We start from the raw sequence: 14,485 nt of genomic DNA on the forward strand, positions 1-14,485 counted from the left end.
TGAAAGCATGAGCGGTAGCAACATACTGCGGATTTTCAGGCTTGGTTCAAGGCTTTCAATGAAACGTCAACAGCCCCTAATCAGAGCCGTTAACAGTCCCGATTTCTCAGCGATACCGACGCCCATCATGACAATCAGGATAACGCCGAGAATGCCATGGCCGAAGGTGAGCCAGTTCTGCAGGAGCGCGTGATCGAATATCCAGCGAATATTGTCCAGTTCCAGCATGTTCCGGATGCTGTGGGTAATGTCACTTCCGGTGGCGCTGGGCGTGGAAAACTGTCGCCCGGCCAGTGAAACAGACGCCAGCAGGCAGAGCACATATAAACCCAGGAAAATGATGACAGGATCAGGGATCTTCTTGCCAATACGTTCCAGCAGGGAGAGAGAGGACGTGCGGATCATCGGCTGGTGGTGGGGGGAACCCTTCCCTGAATCGGATGGTGTGGTTGACATAGAGCACGTCTCTGAGCATTGCCAGACGATAACCGGGAATGCATCGCCGTGGTGTGTGACTAGGCAGTTTGTTTCGGTGCCTGCAGCCTAGATGATGATTCGTAAAGCCCGCAAGTTTATGCGGTTTATTCTTGTGGGCTGGTTGTAAAGCGTCCTGGTCGCTAGCGACCAGGACGTGATGAATAGAGTGCTACTCTGCCAGGTTTTGCTGACGTAGTTTCTCCAGATCCCTGCGTTGCTTTTTATCCGGTCGCTTTTCCGGGACGGGTGTGCTGCCCCGCAGTACTTTGCGCTGTGCGGCGTCTTCTTCCCGCAGGCGGATGCTTTCCGGTGTTTCTTCGTACAGTTGCTGAGCCTCTGTCGCTGTACGACGCACATCCGACAACGCACGAATGATCACCGTTTTTTCATCCCAGCCCTGGCGAAGCTTGATTTCATCACCCAGCCGGGGTTCACGCCCGGGTTTGACACGGCTGCCATTGACGTGCACCTTGCCGCCGTCGATGGCCTGCTTGGCAATGCTACGGGTTTTATAGAAACGGGCGGCCCACAGCCATTTATCAAGCCGCATTTTTGCTGTTGAATCGTCGTTTTTCATAGGTCCTGCAGATTGGAATCAGAGAACAGGTAATAGTTCCGTAAACTGGTCGATAGCGGGAAATTCCTCGGTATCTTTTGCTGCTTTTTTGCTGTCAGGGTGTTTTATGGCCAACAGCTCACGGATGCCATACTCACGGGCAGAACGGAGTATAGGAATGCTGTCGTCGACGAACAGGGTACGTTCCCTATTAAAGGGTTCATTGGACTGTAGCGCCTCCCAGAAACGCTGATCTTCCTTGGGGTAACCGAACTCGTGGGAGGTAATCAGGCGGTCAAAATAGTGTGCCAGGGAGATGCGTTCCATTTTCAGGGACAGGCTGTCCTGATGGGCATTAGTGATCAGGACAATATGTTTGCCGGCCGCTTTCAGTGCGCTGAGAAGTTCGTCCACATGGGGTCGTAGGCTGATGAGATGCGCCAGCTCCTGTTTCAATACGGCGGTTTCCAGGCCCAGCGTTTTGTCCCAGAAATCCAGACAGTACCAGTTCAGAGTGCCCATGGTTTGCTGCATCCACACATCCACTTCTGCGCAGGCTTTTTCCATGGAGAGGCCGTGCTTTTCAGCGTATTTCTCCGGAATGTGCTGCAGCCAGAAGTAGTTGTCGAAGTGTAGATCCAGCAGGGTGCCGTCCATGTCAAACAGGACGGTGTCGATGGTTTTCCAGTCAATCATGATATTTGCACATTGTTGTATAGCTACGTCGTATAATGAAGTTTCATGCGCCCGGGTGGAACCAATGATGAAGAAAAAACCGGAAATTCTCGAGACTCAGGAAGTCGCCCGCTCGGCACTGTTTCGGGTGGAAAGGATGAAACTCCGCTTCAGCAATGGGGTCGAACGCACCTACGAGCGGCTGGGGGGATACAGCTCCGGGCATCAGGCGGTGATGGTTGTTCCTCTGTTGGATGACAACCACTTCGTGATGATTGAGGAGTATGCGGCGGGAACCGAGGATTATCAATTGTCTCTTCCCAAGGGACTGGTTGAGCCCGATGAAGATCTGCTCGCCGGTGCCGAGCGAGAGCTGAAGGAAGAGGCCGGTTATGGCGCTCATAATCTGGAATACCTGACTGATTTCACATTGTCGCCCAATTACATGTCGCACAGTATGCGTATTGTGCTGGCCCGAGACCTTTATGAAGAAAAACTGGAGGGGGATGAACCTGAACCATTGGGTGTCCAGGTTTTCTCGTTTGATGACCTACCGACATTGATTGCCCGGGATGATTTCAGTGAAGCCCGTGTGTTGGCGGCACTTTATATGGTTCGGGATATCGTAAGAGGTGAAGCATGATCACAGAGTTGTCACTGGCGCAGTCACTGCGAGAAATCTGTCAGCAAGCCGGTAAAGCGATTCTGGCGGTGTATGAGCGTGACGATGTTGGCCTTCAGACCAAGGCAGATGATTCACCGGTTACTGAGGCTGACCTGGCAGCGGATCGCTGTATTCGGGAAGGTCTGAAGGCGTTAACGCCCGAAATTCCGTTATTGTCTGAGGAAAGTGACATCGTGCCATGGCCAGAACGATCGGCCTGGCAGCGCTACTGGCTGGTGGATCCTCTGGATGGAACCCGGGAGTTTGTTGACCGTACCGATGAGTTTACGGTCAACATTGCCCTTGTTGAGAATGGTGTTTCAATACTGGGTGTGATTTATGCGCCGGTTAATGGTGTTTACTACATGGGTGGACGCGATATCGGTGGCGCCTGGCGACAATGCGATAAAACAGAGCCGGTACAACTTACGACACGTTCCTGTGCGCCGGAAGGCATTATGAACGTGGCTGTCAGTCGACGACATGGTGAGAATACGATCCCACAATTGATGCAACGCTTTGAGCATCGCTTTGGTGAGGTGCATGTCACGACGGCGGGTAGTTCGCTCAAAGCCTGTCTGGTGGCAGAAGGACTTGTTGATATCTATCCACGTCGAGGGCCGACCAGTGAGTGGGATACTGCTGCTGCCCAGGCGATTGTTGAAGCCGCAGGTGGTCGTGTGCTGGATCCCGAACTGAAGCCGCTTCGCTACAATCGCAAGGAAAGCCTGCTGAATCCGGACTTCAGTGTTGTGGGGGATCCGTCAGTCGACTGGGAAAACCTGTTGCTTTGACTGCAGGCTCGAAAAGCCGTCATAACGGGGGTATGGTAGAAATTCCAGTCAGCACTCACGGAGAGAAACGTTATGCGGCGAGACAGGGAAGATCGACTGACATTACTGTGCAGTTTGTTTGTCATCGTATGGCTGTGGAGTACCGCTGTTATTGCCAATGATGATGGCATGGATGATCTGAAGAATCTGGCGCAGGAACAGGCGTGCAGTGATGTTATGTCAGCAATCAGTGATCGCGATACGATTGCGCGGGTGATTGTGATCGCAGGTTTAATGACCGACAATCAGGCGATTGGTGAACTGCTCGGCCAGGGAGAGGATGAACTGGCGCTTTTCGTGGAAGATGTCTTCCATTTCTGCAAGGTGATTCCGGCCTACAGCTTCAAGCAAATCACTGACCGGGTGCTCTGACAGACATACCATCAGGCTGTCAGCTGTCGTTTGGGAACCTGCTGAATTCGCTCCGGAAACGGATAGCCTTTGCCTGGTGTTGGGCGACGACTTTTTGGCAACGGTATTGGCCGTTTGTTTTTTGAAGCGGTTTTCGCTGAAACGGATGAATGTTTCTGAACGGAATGTTTACTGCTGTCCATAAAATGATTCCTTTAATAAAAAAACAGGCAGTCTTGTAGACAAACCTTTTCCCATTGGGTTCCGTAGTGCGACAGTGAAAGTATTGTTCAATTTCACAACGTATGAGTGTTTTTCGGTCACTGTCCTGAAGTATTGAGTACGGTTTTTATCGTTCAGAATGACCAGTGAATCGTATCAACATCAATTTCAAGATTTTCATTTTCATCGTGCTGTACCACACCCTGTAAGCGAATTGGCGTGTGAGGTAGCAGTCCGCCGGGAGGAAGCTGGTGATGGGGGATATCGACCTCCAGTGTGCCGGTGCCGTCGTGGATCAGATAATTGCCGGGACTGATTCGCTTGATGACGATACCGGAGATGGTGGCGCCCCCTTTTTCTGCGGTTTGGGAAAGAATCTCACGCAGCTGTATTAGGGGCTTTTCGACGGACTCTTCAGCCGGCAATGCGCCGGTAAACAATAATAATGGGAGCGAACGTAGTATTGACCATCCTTTTATCATGCGACCGGAATCCATTGCCAAGGGTTATGAAATTCAGACATTCTTAAAAAAAGAATAGATAACCCTGTTTGTTATTACGGCGCGCCTAACCACAAAGATTTGACTCTTTCTTCATGGCGAGCTATCAATTTTCCTTTAACAGCAGTTATTAATTGGCAGATTTATTCAGTTAGGTAAAACCATGGATCGGTATAACAAAGACATCGCCTGTATGGACAAACCAGATCAAAATGATGCTGACAGCCTCCGTCAGAAGCTTGAGCAACTGACGACTGAAAACCAGCAATTGCAATCCCGCCTTAAACGGTATGAGTTTGATTTGACCGAAGGAGCCAGTCGTATTGAAGGCGCCGGTAAAGGCTTGTTTACCCGCGATTTCATCCCTTCCGGCAGTGTGGTGGGGGAATACGCCGGCAGGCGAGCCTTCCGTATCGAAATTCCGGCAACGGGACGATACGTTATGTGGCACAAGGATGAGAGCGGCTACCCTATCTTTCTGGATAATGACACATACATTCTCTGGCTCGTTGACGAGTATGAGTTTGACGACGAGGAAGAAGAGGCTATTGAGCCTGACTGGGAGAATTATACGCCGGTCATTGAGCAGGGCATTGATGCCTCCGATGGTGAGCGTTCCCAGTTACGTCTGGCTAACAGTAGCGATGAACCCAATCTCAGCATGCTGGTCACCCATGATCGGCGAGTATTTGCCGTAGCGATGGAAGATATCCTGCCGGGTGAAGAACTGTACTGGGATTACCATCCGGATCGCGATAAGGACTTTGAAGTCGATCCTGACCATATTGAAATGGACCTGGATCGCTATATCACGGTTGGCCGTAACGGCTGGATCAAGTTGCGACGTGAAGCTTTAGAGCGTTAATGCCATGAGAATAGGGTTGTGTGATTGCCATTGTTATCAGGGTGCCCATTTCACTGAACTCCACAGTGTTGACTAAGATTCATTACTGAAGACCTTTTATTGGAGCACGGTGAATGGCCAGGGACAGGTCGATTGGCACCACGTTACCCACACTGGCACAGTTGGCGGAGCATCAGGCTGATCGCGCGCTACTGTGCAAATGGTGGCATGTCGTCTTCAAGCCCTGTTATGTCAGTCATAACTGGAATTCAGCGGGTCATGACAATAGCCTGATCAAAAGTGGCGCCGTGAAAATTGCCAAATTCAACGCCACCAGTTTTCGTGACAAGCTCTCCGACACCTCTCTTCTGTACATGATTTTTCTGGTTTTGGATGGGTATAAGCCGGAAGACGTCTTCAGCCAGTTCATGTCTGCTGTCAATAACACCGACGAGGCACTCTTTCCTTCCGTTGAGCATTTTGGCCGCCATAACACCTGGACGCCGGATCTCATCGAAAAAATGTACGAAACGCTGGAAAAAAATGCCGGTAAAGGTGCCGGGGAGGCAGACACCATGCACGAAGACTCTTCAGACCTGCATATCGACATTGACCCCGCCCTGGCCAAGCTGGCGGATGAAAGCAGTGTGATCAAGGCGATAGATTCGCTGCTGCAGAGTGCAGAATCGCCCTACAGCATGGATGAGATTATCCAGGCTGTCAGTGCAACCAATGCCTGGAAGGCGCAAGCCAAAACCTTGGATAAAAAAGTGGATGAGCTGAACCATGAAAATGGCCGGCTCAAGCGTGAACTTCGAGGCGCTGCTGCGCCCATGCAGGGTTCTTTCGTGGCCAGTGAGTTGGGCAAGGATTTAAGCATTCCTGCCGGTGAAGTGGTGTTCAAGAAAGCTGCAGAGGTCTTTTGCCGGGATGATGCGGCGAAGCACCTGGGTAAAGTGCTGGATTTCGCTTTACCTGTGTTTGAATGGGAAGACGTTCACCCCTGGGTACCGGAGCTGGATGACAGTTACCATTTTGATTCCAAGACCCTGTTACCCCTGTTGGCGACGCTGGCAGCCGGAAAAAATGCCTGGCTTCATGGCCATACCGGTACAGGGAAGACCACCCTGATCCAGCAGGTAGCTGCACGGCTCCATTGGCCCGTACGGCGAATCAACTTTGACGGTGATATTTCCCGTTTTGATCTGGTGGGCCAGACCCGGCTTGAGAATGATAACGGCACCACCATCTCGACGTATGTAGACTGTATTCTCCCCCAGGCCATGCAGTCGCCCACCATCCTGCTGTTGGATGAACTGGACGCAGGCCGTCCGGATGTCCTCTATGCCCTGCAGAATGCGTTGGATCAGGGCGAGTTTGTCATTACTGATGATGGTGCCCGTCGTATCAAAGCCAATCCCTTCTTCCGTGCTGTTGCGGCTTGCAATACTCAGGGACAGGGGGATGAAAGCGGCCTGTACCCGGGAACGCGGGTTTTGTCCCGGGCGCTGCTGAATCGCTTCCACAAATTCATCCCGATAGATTACATGTGTGTTGAGGATGAGCAGGGGGTGTTGGAATCCAATGTGTCTGACCTGCCGGAGATGGTGTCAGATTTGCTGATGACCTACGTGAATGAACATCGCACGGCCTTTACAAGTGTAGAAATCACCGAACCGATCTCGTTGAGGAATATCATCGGCGCAGCAGAGGATTATGTCTTTTATGAAGACCTCTGTGGCCATGAGGCGGCGGTAAGGATGGCGGTTGATACCAATATTATTTTCAGGGCCAATGAAGAAGATCAGATTGTGCTGCGTGGACTGGCCCAACGGGTCTTTCCCGGTTGCGGTTTCTGAGTGGGCTGGGGTAATCCGTGAAGCGCGCCGGCTCGATCACTGCCCAGGCCTTTGTCCATGAATGCCGGGGTACCTCGAGAACTTTCGGACGTAAAAAAATCGCTATCGTCTTTCGCGGCAATATGGTCGGCGTTGATGGCGACAAGATCATTTATCCCTCCCTCGATATGGCGGCGGAACTGGATGAATTCCAGTGGGCTGTCAGCCGCGGCTATATCGACCATGCCACGGGACGCCTCCGTCACTCGGATCTGGATCAGCTGCGTCGTTATAACCAGCAGGCCAACAAGGCAAAATGCCCGCTGAAGCGTGACATTGCTGCGAGTATTGAAGACCCGCGTATTGAGCGTCTGGTCATGCAGGACTACAAGGGTGCCAGTGGCAACCTTTCCGCTGTGACCAGTGCCGTTTGTCGAACCCTGAAAGAGCAGGTGGAGGAAAGTGATCAGCAGACACCCTGGTATCAATGGTTGCCCGCCACACTGACGGCCATGGGGCGCAAGTTGAATGGTATTGATAATAACCGTGAAATTGACCAGTTTCTGGCTGCTGTAAAACAACAGATGACGAATGACCATTACCAGATGTGCGAAGCCTGGGCCGCGCGTATTGGCGGGCTGGAATCGACTGAAGCAGCATTGACGTTGGCGGATGAAATCTTTGATGCCATCGTTCATTTCGAAGAATACGGGGAAGACGATCCGCCAGAAAGCCCTGAAAATAATCCGGCACTGGATCGTCGGGCCAGTGAGGTGGGAAAAAAGCAAGGCCATAGTTGTGATGTATCTGTTGCCCTGAAAGCGGTGATTGGTGAGCACCTGAAAGGGGAAAAAACGATTTACCGCGCCTGGTCGACCGAATTCGATACCTGGAGTAATCGCCGCAGTGGCGACAATATCGGCGAAATACTGCGGCAGCCCAAGTTACGGGAGCAATATCAACAGGTACTGAGTGAAACAGCAGGCCAGATCAACGCATTGCGGCGAAAACTGGAACGTTCTTTGGCAGCAAAACGGGATATCCGCTGGGCGGGCGGCGCGCTGCAGGGACGACTGGATAATCGCCGTTTAGTGAATGCGTATAACGGTGACGAGGATGTGTTCACGGTTCGTCGTGAAGACACCGACATTGCCACAGCGGTGAGTGTGCTGGTGGATCTGAGCACATCCATGGTCAAGGAAAACAAGGGACATCTGGCTATGCTGGCGACGATTGCCCTGGCAGAAGCGCTGGAAAAAACCGATGTCAGTTATGAAATCCTCGGTTTTTGTACGAACAGGGATGATGACTGCAACCACGAGATGAAAGTGGCGGTTCGGCAATACCAGCGCGAACATCCTGATGAGTTCAGCTTCAGCGGCAAGCTGAATTACTCCCGCTATGAGCCCATCAATATGGTGGAATTCAAGGGTTATCACGATAACCTGAATAAGTGTCGCGCCAGCATGGCGGCTATCGACCAGCTCCCCTACAAGTGCTATGTCGGTAATTGTGATGGTGAAAGTTTGTTGTTGGCGTATGACCGGTTGCGGGTAAGACAGGAACCCCGCAAGGTTCTGATGGTACTCAGTGACGGTGCGCCGCATATCCGTGCCTGCAAGGTGGAAGCGCCTCCCCACCTAGGTGAACATCTCAAGCAGGTGGTCAGTGAAATAGAGGCGGATGGCGTTGAAACCCTGGGAATCGGCATTGTGGACGACAGTGTTCAGGATTATTATCCCAACCATGTTGTAGTGAATGATGTGGATTCCCTGATTTCAACCGCACTGGATCAGGTTGCCCGGATTCTGTTGGGTAAGACACTCTAAGAACACATTGACTAAACCTTGTTTATATAACTGTCGAGGTTGGCCTGCGCATGTAAACCCTATCTTAACTTTTTCTTTGTCTTTTCGGTGGTGAAGCATATGACGTACTAGGCTGTGGCTCTGATGCGCTTGTTTGTGTGTGTGATGCTGTTACCACTGTGGTTGGTGTTTCTATTGCTGTAGTTTGATCGGATGTATTCACTATTGATTCCTGTTCTTCTATTTGAATTTTCTCAATAGGGTGAGTGTCAATGTGATTTCTTGTGAGGTGGTTAACTAACTCAGAAGGATAGAAGAATGCATCGTTACAGATTGTACATCTGTATTTATTCTCACCGTATATATGATCTTTGATATGATGTTTTATGTGGTAAGAATTTGTTTCGATTTTTCTACATAAGTCGCACTTATATTGATATGACTGTGGTCCGATTTGTTCTTTTTGATAGTAATCACTGAAGTCGATAGCTTTACTTTTGAACTTGACGCCTCTGGGGGGGGGTAGAGTGATATAGAACCCAGTGGGCTGTGTCGAAGTCTGCAAAGGTAATTGTTCTTTGCTCTGAGCGGATGCAAGGTGTTACTTGAGATGGTGTTTGTGGGAAAGACGATGCTTCGCTTTGCTGCCGCATTGTTCTAGAACGATTCTCCATTATGACTTGCTCTGTTTCTGCTCTTCTTTCAGTTCCCTGAATTGGACTGCTTCCTGTAGGTTTCATGGTTACAATATTCCCTTTCATAACAAAGAAGCATATTAGACTGTTGGGCTGTTAGTTAGTTTCCCATAGTTAGAAATAATGTCGGTAATGTTAGGTCGGAGATTAATTCATGATTTATCGGGAGTTCTTTAGTACAGGTTTTTCTGATCATGTTTGACTGATCTGAGGCATCAAATAGGGACTTCTCAAAGTTACTTATGAGATATGGCTTTATATCTTCACTTGAAGAGATTATAGCGATTTTGAAACTACAGTTTCGCTACTGACTAAGGGTTCCACATAGTTTTGCCTGTTAGTCTGTAGTGCATGGGCTATAGGGGGGAAAGTTTATGCCTATAGCATGTTAAGTTACCAGCATTAATACCTGCACCAAAAACGCAGATACAAACAAGCCCGAAGTGTTCATTAACGCTTCGGGCTTTATCGTATATGGTGCCGGCTGAAGGAGTCGAACTCTGCCGCTTGATTGTGTAACTATTTGAAATAATGGTCATAAGTCGTTTATTTGAAATGTCGAGGGGCTTGTGAGGGGCACTATTAAAAATGCCGTTAAAAAATCCATACAGAACGACAAATGTCGTTAAGTATTGATGGGTTAAACATTACGCTGAACGATGTCAAAATCTGGCAATTGATATTTAATTTCGCCGTTTTCAACAAGGGCTTTATGTGGTGGTGAAACACTTTCGCCATTTATAATAATAATGGTTCCATCGCGTAATTCTGCAGTGCTTTTGCCATTACCGTCATTGCTGATGATTGTGACAATTGTCCTGATGTTTGAAGGTAGTAGCGAGGCAAACTGTTTCCAGATATTAGTAGTTGCCATCAGTGGTGCCTCTCCAACTCGACCGTTTGTGTGACTTTGGCAGCGCCGGAGCGTGGAGCTCGGATGCTGGTGGAAAGACACAGGCCATACCATGCTCCGGTACTTTCGGTAACCTCAACCAGCTTACCCGGCATCACCAGTCCCGGAGGTTCATCAATACTTGTCAGTGGAATATCCAGCGAGACTATTTCCTGATTGCCGCCCTTGCTAAGCTCATTCCTTCCACGCTCGGTATTCAGATCTACATCCGTCAACCACGCCTCGACAATATCCGGTGCCGGTTGATCCCCTGCGGTACCTGCACGAGTGACCTCTACGGCGACACCGGAATGGGTGCCGGATACATAAACGGCATTGNCGCTGTGGCTGACCACAGTACTTTCATCCTGCCAATGCCAGGGACTGAACGGATAGCGTGGCTGGATCGTCAAGGCGTCACTGGCAGCGGCTGGGATAACCACTGCACCTGCGGTGGTGGCCATTCGGGCAATGACCTGCATAGGTGTCAGATCCTGATAGGAAAGAACACCGCCGTCCATCGTCCAGTCCGGCGTGGTTCCATCTCCGCTGCTATTCCAGTCGATGGCAAAACCCGTGTTAAGCAGTTCGTTCTCCATGGCCTGTCGGGCGTTGATGGGAGAAGTCTCGGTATGGGAGCGCCGTGGTGCATAGGGGGCGGCCAGCAACTTTGTTCTGCTCTCGCCCCGGATGGTGTACTGCTCCCGACCAAAGCGTCTGTCGCTGCTGTAGCGCTCTATCATGAAGACCCAGGACCAACCGTTAATAACGACCTCAATATGCTTTGGCCCGTCACTGTCAGGTTGCACTCGTGCCAGCGTTGGCCGGTTGTTGACCTTGGCAACCAGCGACCAGGTGAAGCTGTCGATATCCAGGCTGATGGTCAGGTCAGTGATATCAAGCGGCGTTCTGTCCGGCAAGGTGACGGTGTTAATCGTGTTCATGATCAGCCAGGTGTCCTTTTCGGCAGGTCTGTCCGGGGTAGTGGGATCAGGAGGATCGACGGGATCGGTGTTGGCGGCAAAGCGTATCCGGTAGTCCGCATCCCTGCGTTGTTCGCTAGAGCCTTCTCCCCAGGGAAGTTGCTGTGACGGCTGATATGCCGTTGCCCGGTTCCATGAGAGAACGTTACGGCTTTCTCTTGGCTGTACCGGTTTGTGTGGAACCTTCTGGCCAAAGGCAAACCAGATGCCCGTGTTGTTCTCCGGCGTATACAGCGCATTCCTGAACACAAACGATAGACGGCTGGGCTCCGGTAAGTAGCCGGCCCTGTCGCGGTCATCCGCAGAGTGCGCCATCACCCGAAACCAGCCGCAGGCTCGGGTATTATCCTTGCCCGGCGGGTTGCCCCACCAGGCCCCACAGGCGGCCTCTGTGGGCAAAATACTGGCATCCCAGCCTGTGTTGGCGGGAAAGGCATCCTTTGGCGGCACATCGCCCCATAACCCACCTGTGGATATCTGGCAGGCTTGGCTGTTTTCCCAACCCTGGCCAGCATGAGAGTCCTGAGTCGGTACTTTCCCCCATGCTGGCTGAAAGACAGGCTCCAGTCTTTGAGATGCATCCCTGAGATGCAGATTCATAGCACTTTCCACCTGGTCGGCACGACGCCATCCTGCTTCCGTCATTCCTTCACGGCGTGTGGCCTTTTGCCAGTCACTTTGCCAACGGCGTGTAACGGATGGTGCTTCAGGCCAGCTGACAGGCGGTGGTTTAACCGGCTCGCCAAAAACCACATCCAGCGTAATGCTTGCACCATCAGGTACTGAATAGTCACTGTCACCATCCAGAATCAGATTAAATGGGTCAGGCATGTAATCAGTCATCGCCAGTGCGGTGTCTTATTGCTGGTAGGAAAGGTCCATGGACTATTGCCTGATAGAACGGCCGAGCTTTGAACACTGCGGTTCCCACCAGCCCGGTGTTAGTGCTGCCATTGTCAATCCACCACTCCGGCTCCGATGTTCCGGATATCCCTTCCGCCAGACACTCATAGACAAAACCCTCGAACTTCCCTGTCGTGGGATGGATCACATCTTCAACGATGTAACGGGTGCTGGCTTGCCAGGTATCGCCATAGTCATCCATGGCGACGACCAATACCGGTTCATCAAACCCGTTCAACTCAATCTCAAAACTGCCATCTGTCTGGCTATTACCGCTTGCGATAATGATTCGTTCCGCCAGTTGTCCCTGCCGTGGTTGTTTTTTATAAGACAGCACCACGATTTCTTTGCTTGCAGGCTCACCGTTCAGGGATACCGTACCACTGACAAATGTCTGTGCCGCATCCAGTGACGGGACATTCAGTACCACATTGGCAGCGTTGGGCGAGTCATAGTCTGTCTGAACCGACAGCACCAGCGTGGCGGCATTGGGAATGTAGCCTGCCATCAGCCGAGTATCCTTTTCGGTGTGACCGGCCCATGCAGCATGGGCTGGCGGAGTTTATGGGCTTCAAAAATAGTTGTACCGCTGGCCAGCTGATCCGTTGGCCAGGGTTCGGTGGGAAGTGTTGCGTCCGTCGTACCAGCCTGAATGCAGATGTAGCGATAGCTATTGGGTGTCTGGGGATGCGTAATCGCACCAATACTGTAAGCCGTGTCAGCCTTCAGCACGCTACCGTACGCATCAAAGGCATACACCAGAATGCCATCGGTGTAGGGGCTGGTGACCAGCTCAAAACTGCCATCACCTGCGCTGTCGAGCTGTGCAATAAGTTCATGGCGTTGCATAGTCACTGCCCTGACCGTTCTAGGTACAGGGCTGCCGTCGACTAATGTGGTACCCAGCACATGGGTATAGCGACTGTAGTCGCCGGTTTTGGGGATCAGAGATGGAACACTTCCTTGTGTCAGATTCCAGAGGGCAGGATCCAGGTTTACGTACTCCGCCGGATCATAGATATTGCTGATCAGGACGCCATCGTTGTTGTTGGGATCACGGTTCATGGCCACATAACAGCCGCTGGCATCAAAGCCGCCTTGGTTGGCGATGTGCTTGAGCGTTGCCAGACCACTGAGTACGACATTCTGATAAAAAGGCTGTCCCTGAGGCCAATCACGAGACAGGTAAACTTCACTACTATGCTGCCAATGAACTCGCACATCTTGTAACACTGCCCCGTTATAGCAAGTCTGGTGCAGCCCTGTGGTAAGACCACTGGCAATGTAGAACTCAATATTGCGAATATCGCCACTGCCCCAGAAGTGCCAGTAATTACCACAGTTCATGTTGATGACCTTGTGGCCCTTGCCGTCCAGATGGAAACTGCCGCCATTGTCGTTTTGACTGAGATAGCGGCCATCCATATCCAGATCAGTGGTCAACTCGTAGTAATAGTTCTCCGAGTGATGCCAGACTGCTTCAAAGTCTTCCGGTGTCTGGATCAGGAAAGGATTAATCTGACTGCCATTGCCGATTGCCAGGGTTGCCATCAGTCTGCGTCCCCCCGAATCTGCAGGGTGAAACGGTCATCGTCCGTAGTGCCTTGTCCTGATAAAACGGTTCGCACCAGCCAACAGGGAGCCAATGCACCAGTGGTGTTAAAGCGCAGTACATTGCCGCTACTCCAACCGGTGCCCCAGCCGTCAAAGCGGATAATGAAATACGGGACATGGGTTTCCGGGTTCAGGGGGGCGCAATCGCTGCTGGTAGAACCGCTCGCGATAATGCCGAGGTTTTCTTCCACTACCTGAAAGGTACTGCTGCTGGTGAAGATGATTGCCCACCGGCCGTCAACCGCACCTTTGTTGCTGACCTCGATGGGATAGTTGATCAGGTTGTACTGCGCCGTGGTGTCGTCCCCGATGCGATGGTTACTCCAGTTGGGCTCACCACTGTCCCAGGTGCGCTGAGTAAACTCGTCGTGTACCCGGGATTGAAGGTCGCCATACACGACGGCGCTGCTGACAAGGGTTTCATCTGCCGGAAAATCCCACGCCAACGGGGTGGCCAGGCTGAGGTCACCACTGATCTGCACATCGCTGACCAACGCCATCTGCTCAATACGGTCATGGATGGTGAGTGTACCGGCCAGATCGTTTGCAAAGGTGACGGTGCCGGTTTCCAGGTCCACAGCGTAATCCGCACTATTGATGGGAGTACCGGAGTCGTCCGTTACCGTGATT

Annotated in this window: 15 protein-coding genes; 6 read left to right on the forward strand and 9 right to left on the reverse strand. The window is 51.5% G+C overall.

All coding sequences use genetic code 11. The annotated features are described in order from the left end of the window. Window positions 1–66: 66 nt before the first annotated feature. The 3 genes from ABD892_RS02755 to yrfG all read right to left on the reverse strand — a co-directional run bounded on the left by ABD892_RS02755 (window position 67) and on the right by yrfG (window position 1,729). Window positions 67–456 (reverse strand): AbgT family transporter, encoded by a 390-nt coding sequence (locus tag ABD892_RS02755; RefSeq protein WP_345193604.1) that lies wholly within the window; start codon window positions 454–456, stop codon window positions 67–69. Window positions 457–646: 190 nt separating this feature from the next. Then, window positions 647–1,054, reverse strand: coding sequence for a ribosome-associated heat shock protein Hsp15 (gene hslR, locus ABD892_RS02760; RefSeq protein ID WP_345193606.1), 408 nt, complete (start codon window positions 1,052–1,054; stop codon window positions 647–649). Window positions 1,055–1,072: 18 nt separating this feature from the next. Next, the gene (gene yrfG / locus ABD892_RS02765; protein WP_345193608.1) at window positions 1,073–1,729 is read right to left on the reverse strand and encodes a GMP/IMP nucleotidase; all 657 of its coding nucleotides are present in this window, start codon (window positions 1,727–1,729) and stop codon (window positions 1,073–1,075) included. A 64-nt stretch (window positions 1,730–1,793) separates the two neighbouring features. Here yrfG and nudE point away from each other — a divergent pair, with 64 nt between their 5' ends. The 3 genes from nudE to ABD892_RS02780 all read left to right on the forward strand — a co-directional run bounded on the left by nudE (window position 1,794) and on the right by ABD892_RS02780 (window position 3,577). Continuing rightward, window positions 1,794–2,351, forward strand: a complete 558-nt coding sequence (gene nudE / locus ABD892_RS02770) for an ADP compounds hydrolase NudE (protein WP_345193610.1) — start codon at window positions 1,794–1,796, stop codon at window positions 2,349–2,351. After that, on the forward strand, window positions 2,348–3,166 hold the full coding sequence (cysQ, locus tag ABD892_RS02775) for a 3'(2'),5'-bisphosphate nucleotidase CysQ (RefSeq protein ID WP_345193612.1): 819 nt from the start codon (window positions 2,348–2,350) through the stop codon (window positions 3,164–3,166). The genes nudE and cysQ overlap by 4 nt, the downstream gene beginning before the upstream one ends. A 72-nt stretch (window positions 3,167–3,238) precedes the next feature. Next, a complete protein-coding gene (locus tag ABD892_RS02780; protein ID WP_345193614.1) occupies window positions 3,239–3,577 on the forward strand; it encodes a hypothetical protein in 339 nt (112 codons plus the stop codon). An 11-nt stretch (window positions 3,578–3,588) separates the two neighbouring features. Here the strand turns inward: ABD892_RS02780 and ABD892_RS02785 are convergent, their stop codons facing one another. Both ABD892_RS02785 and ABD892_RS02790 read right to left on the reverse strand, forming a co-directional pair. Then, the gene (locus tag ABD892_RS02785; RefSeq protein WP_345193616.1) at window positions 3,589–3,759 is read right to left on the reverse strand and encodes a hypothetical protein; all 171 of its coding nucleotides are present in this window, start codon (window positions 3,757–3,759) and stop codon (window positions 3,589–3,591) included. A gap of 153 nt (window positions 3,760–3,912) precedes the next feature. Further along, on the reverse strand, window positions 3,913–4,260 hold the full coding sequence (locus ABD892_RS02790) for a NirD/YgiW/YdeI family stress tolerance protein (protein WP_345193618.1): 348 nt from the start codon (window positions 4,258–4,260) through the stop codon (window positions 3,913–3,915). A 181-nt stretch (window positions 4,261–4,441) separates the two neighbouring features. On the opposite strand from ABD892_RS02790, the gene ABD892_RS02795 reads away from it, so the two are divergent. The 3 genes from ABD892_RS02795 to ABD892_RS02805 all read left to right on the forward strand — a co-directional run bounded on the left by ABD892_RS02795 (window position 4,442) and on the right by ABD892_RS02805 (window position 8,789). Continuing rightward, window positions 4,442–5,143, forward strand: a complete 702-nt coding sequence (locus tag ABD892_RS02795) for an SET domain-containing protein-lysine N-methyltransferase (RefSeq protein ID WP_345193620.1) — start codon at window positions 4,442–4,444, stop codon at window positions 5,141–5,143. 113 nt (window positions 5,144–5,256) lie between these two features. Next, window positions 5,257–6,981 carry an AAA family ATPase gene (locus ABD892_RS02800; RefSeq protein WP_345193622.1) on the forward strand — a complete coding sequence of 575 codons (1,725 nt, stop codon included), beginning with the start codon at window positions 5,257–5,259 and terminating at the stop codon, window positions 6,979–6,981. A 17-nt stretch (window positions 6,982–6,998) separates the two neighbouring features. Further along, a complete protein-coding gene (locus tag ABD892_RS02805) occupies window positions 6,999–8,789 on the forward strand; it encodes a cobaltochelatase CobT-related protein (RefSeq protein WP_345193624.1) in 1,791 nt (596 codons plus the stop codon). A gap of 1,314 nt (window positions 8,790–10,103) precedes the next feature. Here the strand turns inward: ABD892_RS02805 and ABD892_RS02810 are convergent. The 4 genes from ABD892_RS02810 to ABD892_RS02825 all read right to left on the reverse strand — a co-directional run. Next, window positions 10,104–10,337 (reverse strand): hypothetical protein, encoded by a 234-nt coding sequence (locus tag ABD892_RS02810; RefSeq protein WP_345193626.1) that lies wholly within the window; start codon window positions 10,335–10,337, stop codon window positions 10,104–10,106. Between the two features lie 1,836 nt (window positions 10,338–12,173). Continuing rightward, on the reverse strand, window positions 12,174–12,749 hold the full coding sequence (locus tag ABD892_RS02815; RefSeq protein ID WP_345193628.1) for a hypothetical protein: 576 nt from the start codon (window positions 12,747–12,749) through the stop codon (window positions 12,174–12,176). Continuing rightward, window positions 12,749–13,792, reverse strand: coding sequence for a hypothetical protein (locus ABD892_RS02820; protein WP_345193630.1), 1,044 nt, complete (start codon window positions 13,790–13,792; stop codon window positions 12,749–12,751). The genes ABD892_RS02815 and ABD892_RS02820 overlap by 1 nt, the downstream gene beginning before the upstream one ends. Next, window positions 13,792–14,485: hypothetical protein (locus tag ABD892_RS02825; protein ID WP_345193633.1), on the reverse strand; the 694-nt coding region annotated here is incomplete at its 5' end. The genes ABD892_RS02825 and ABD892_RS02820, both read right to left, overlap by 1 nt.

This window comes from Kistimonas scapharcae, assembly GCF_039540975.1.
GTDB lineage: Bacteria > Pseudomonadota > Gammaproteobacteria > Pseudomonadales > Endozoicomonadaceae > Kistimonas > Kistimonas scapharcae.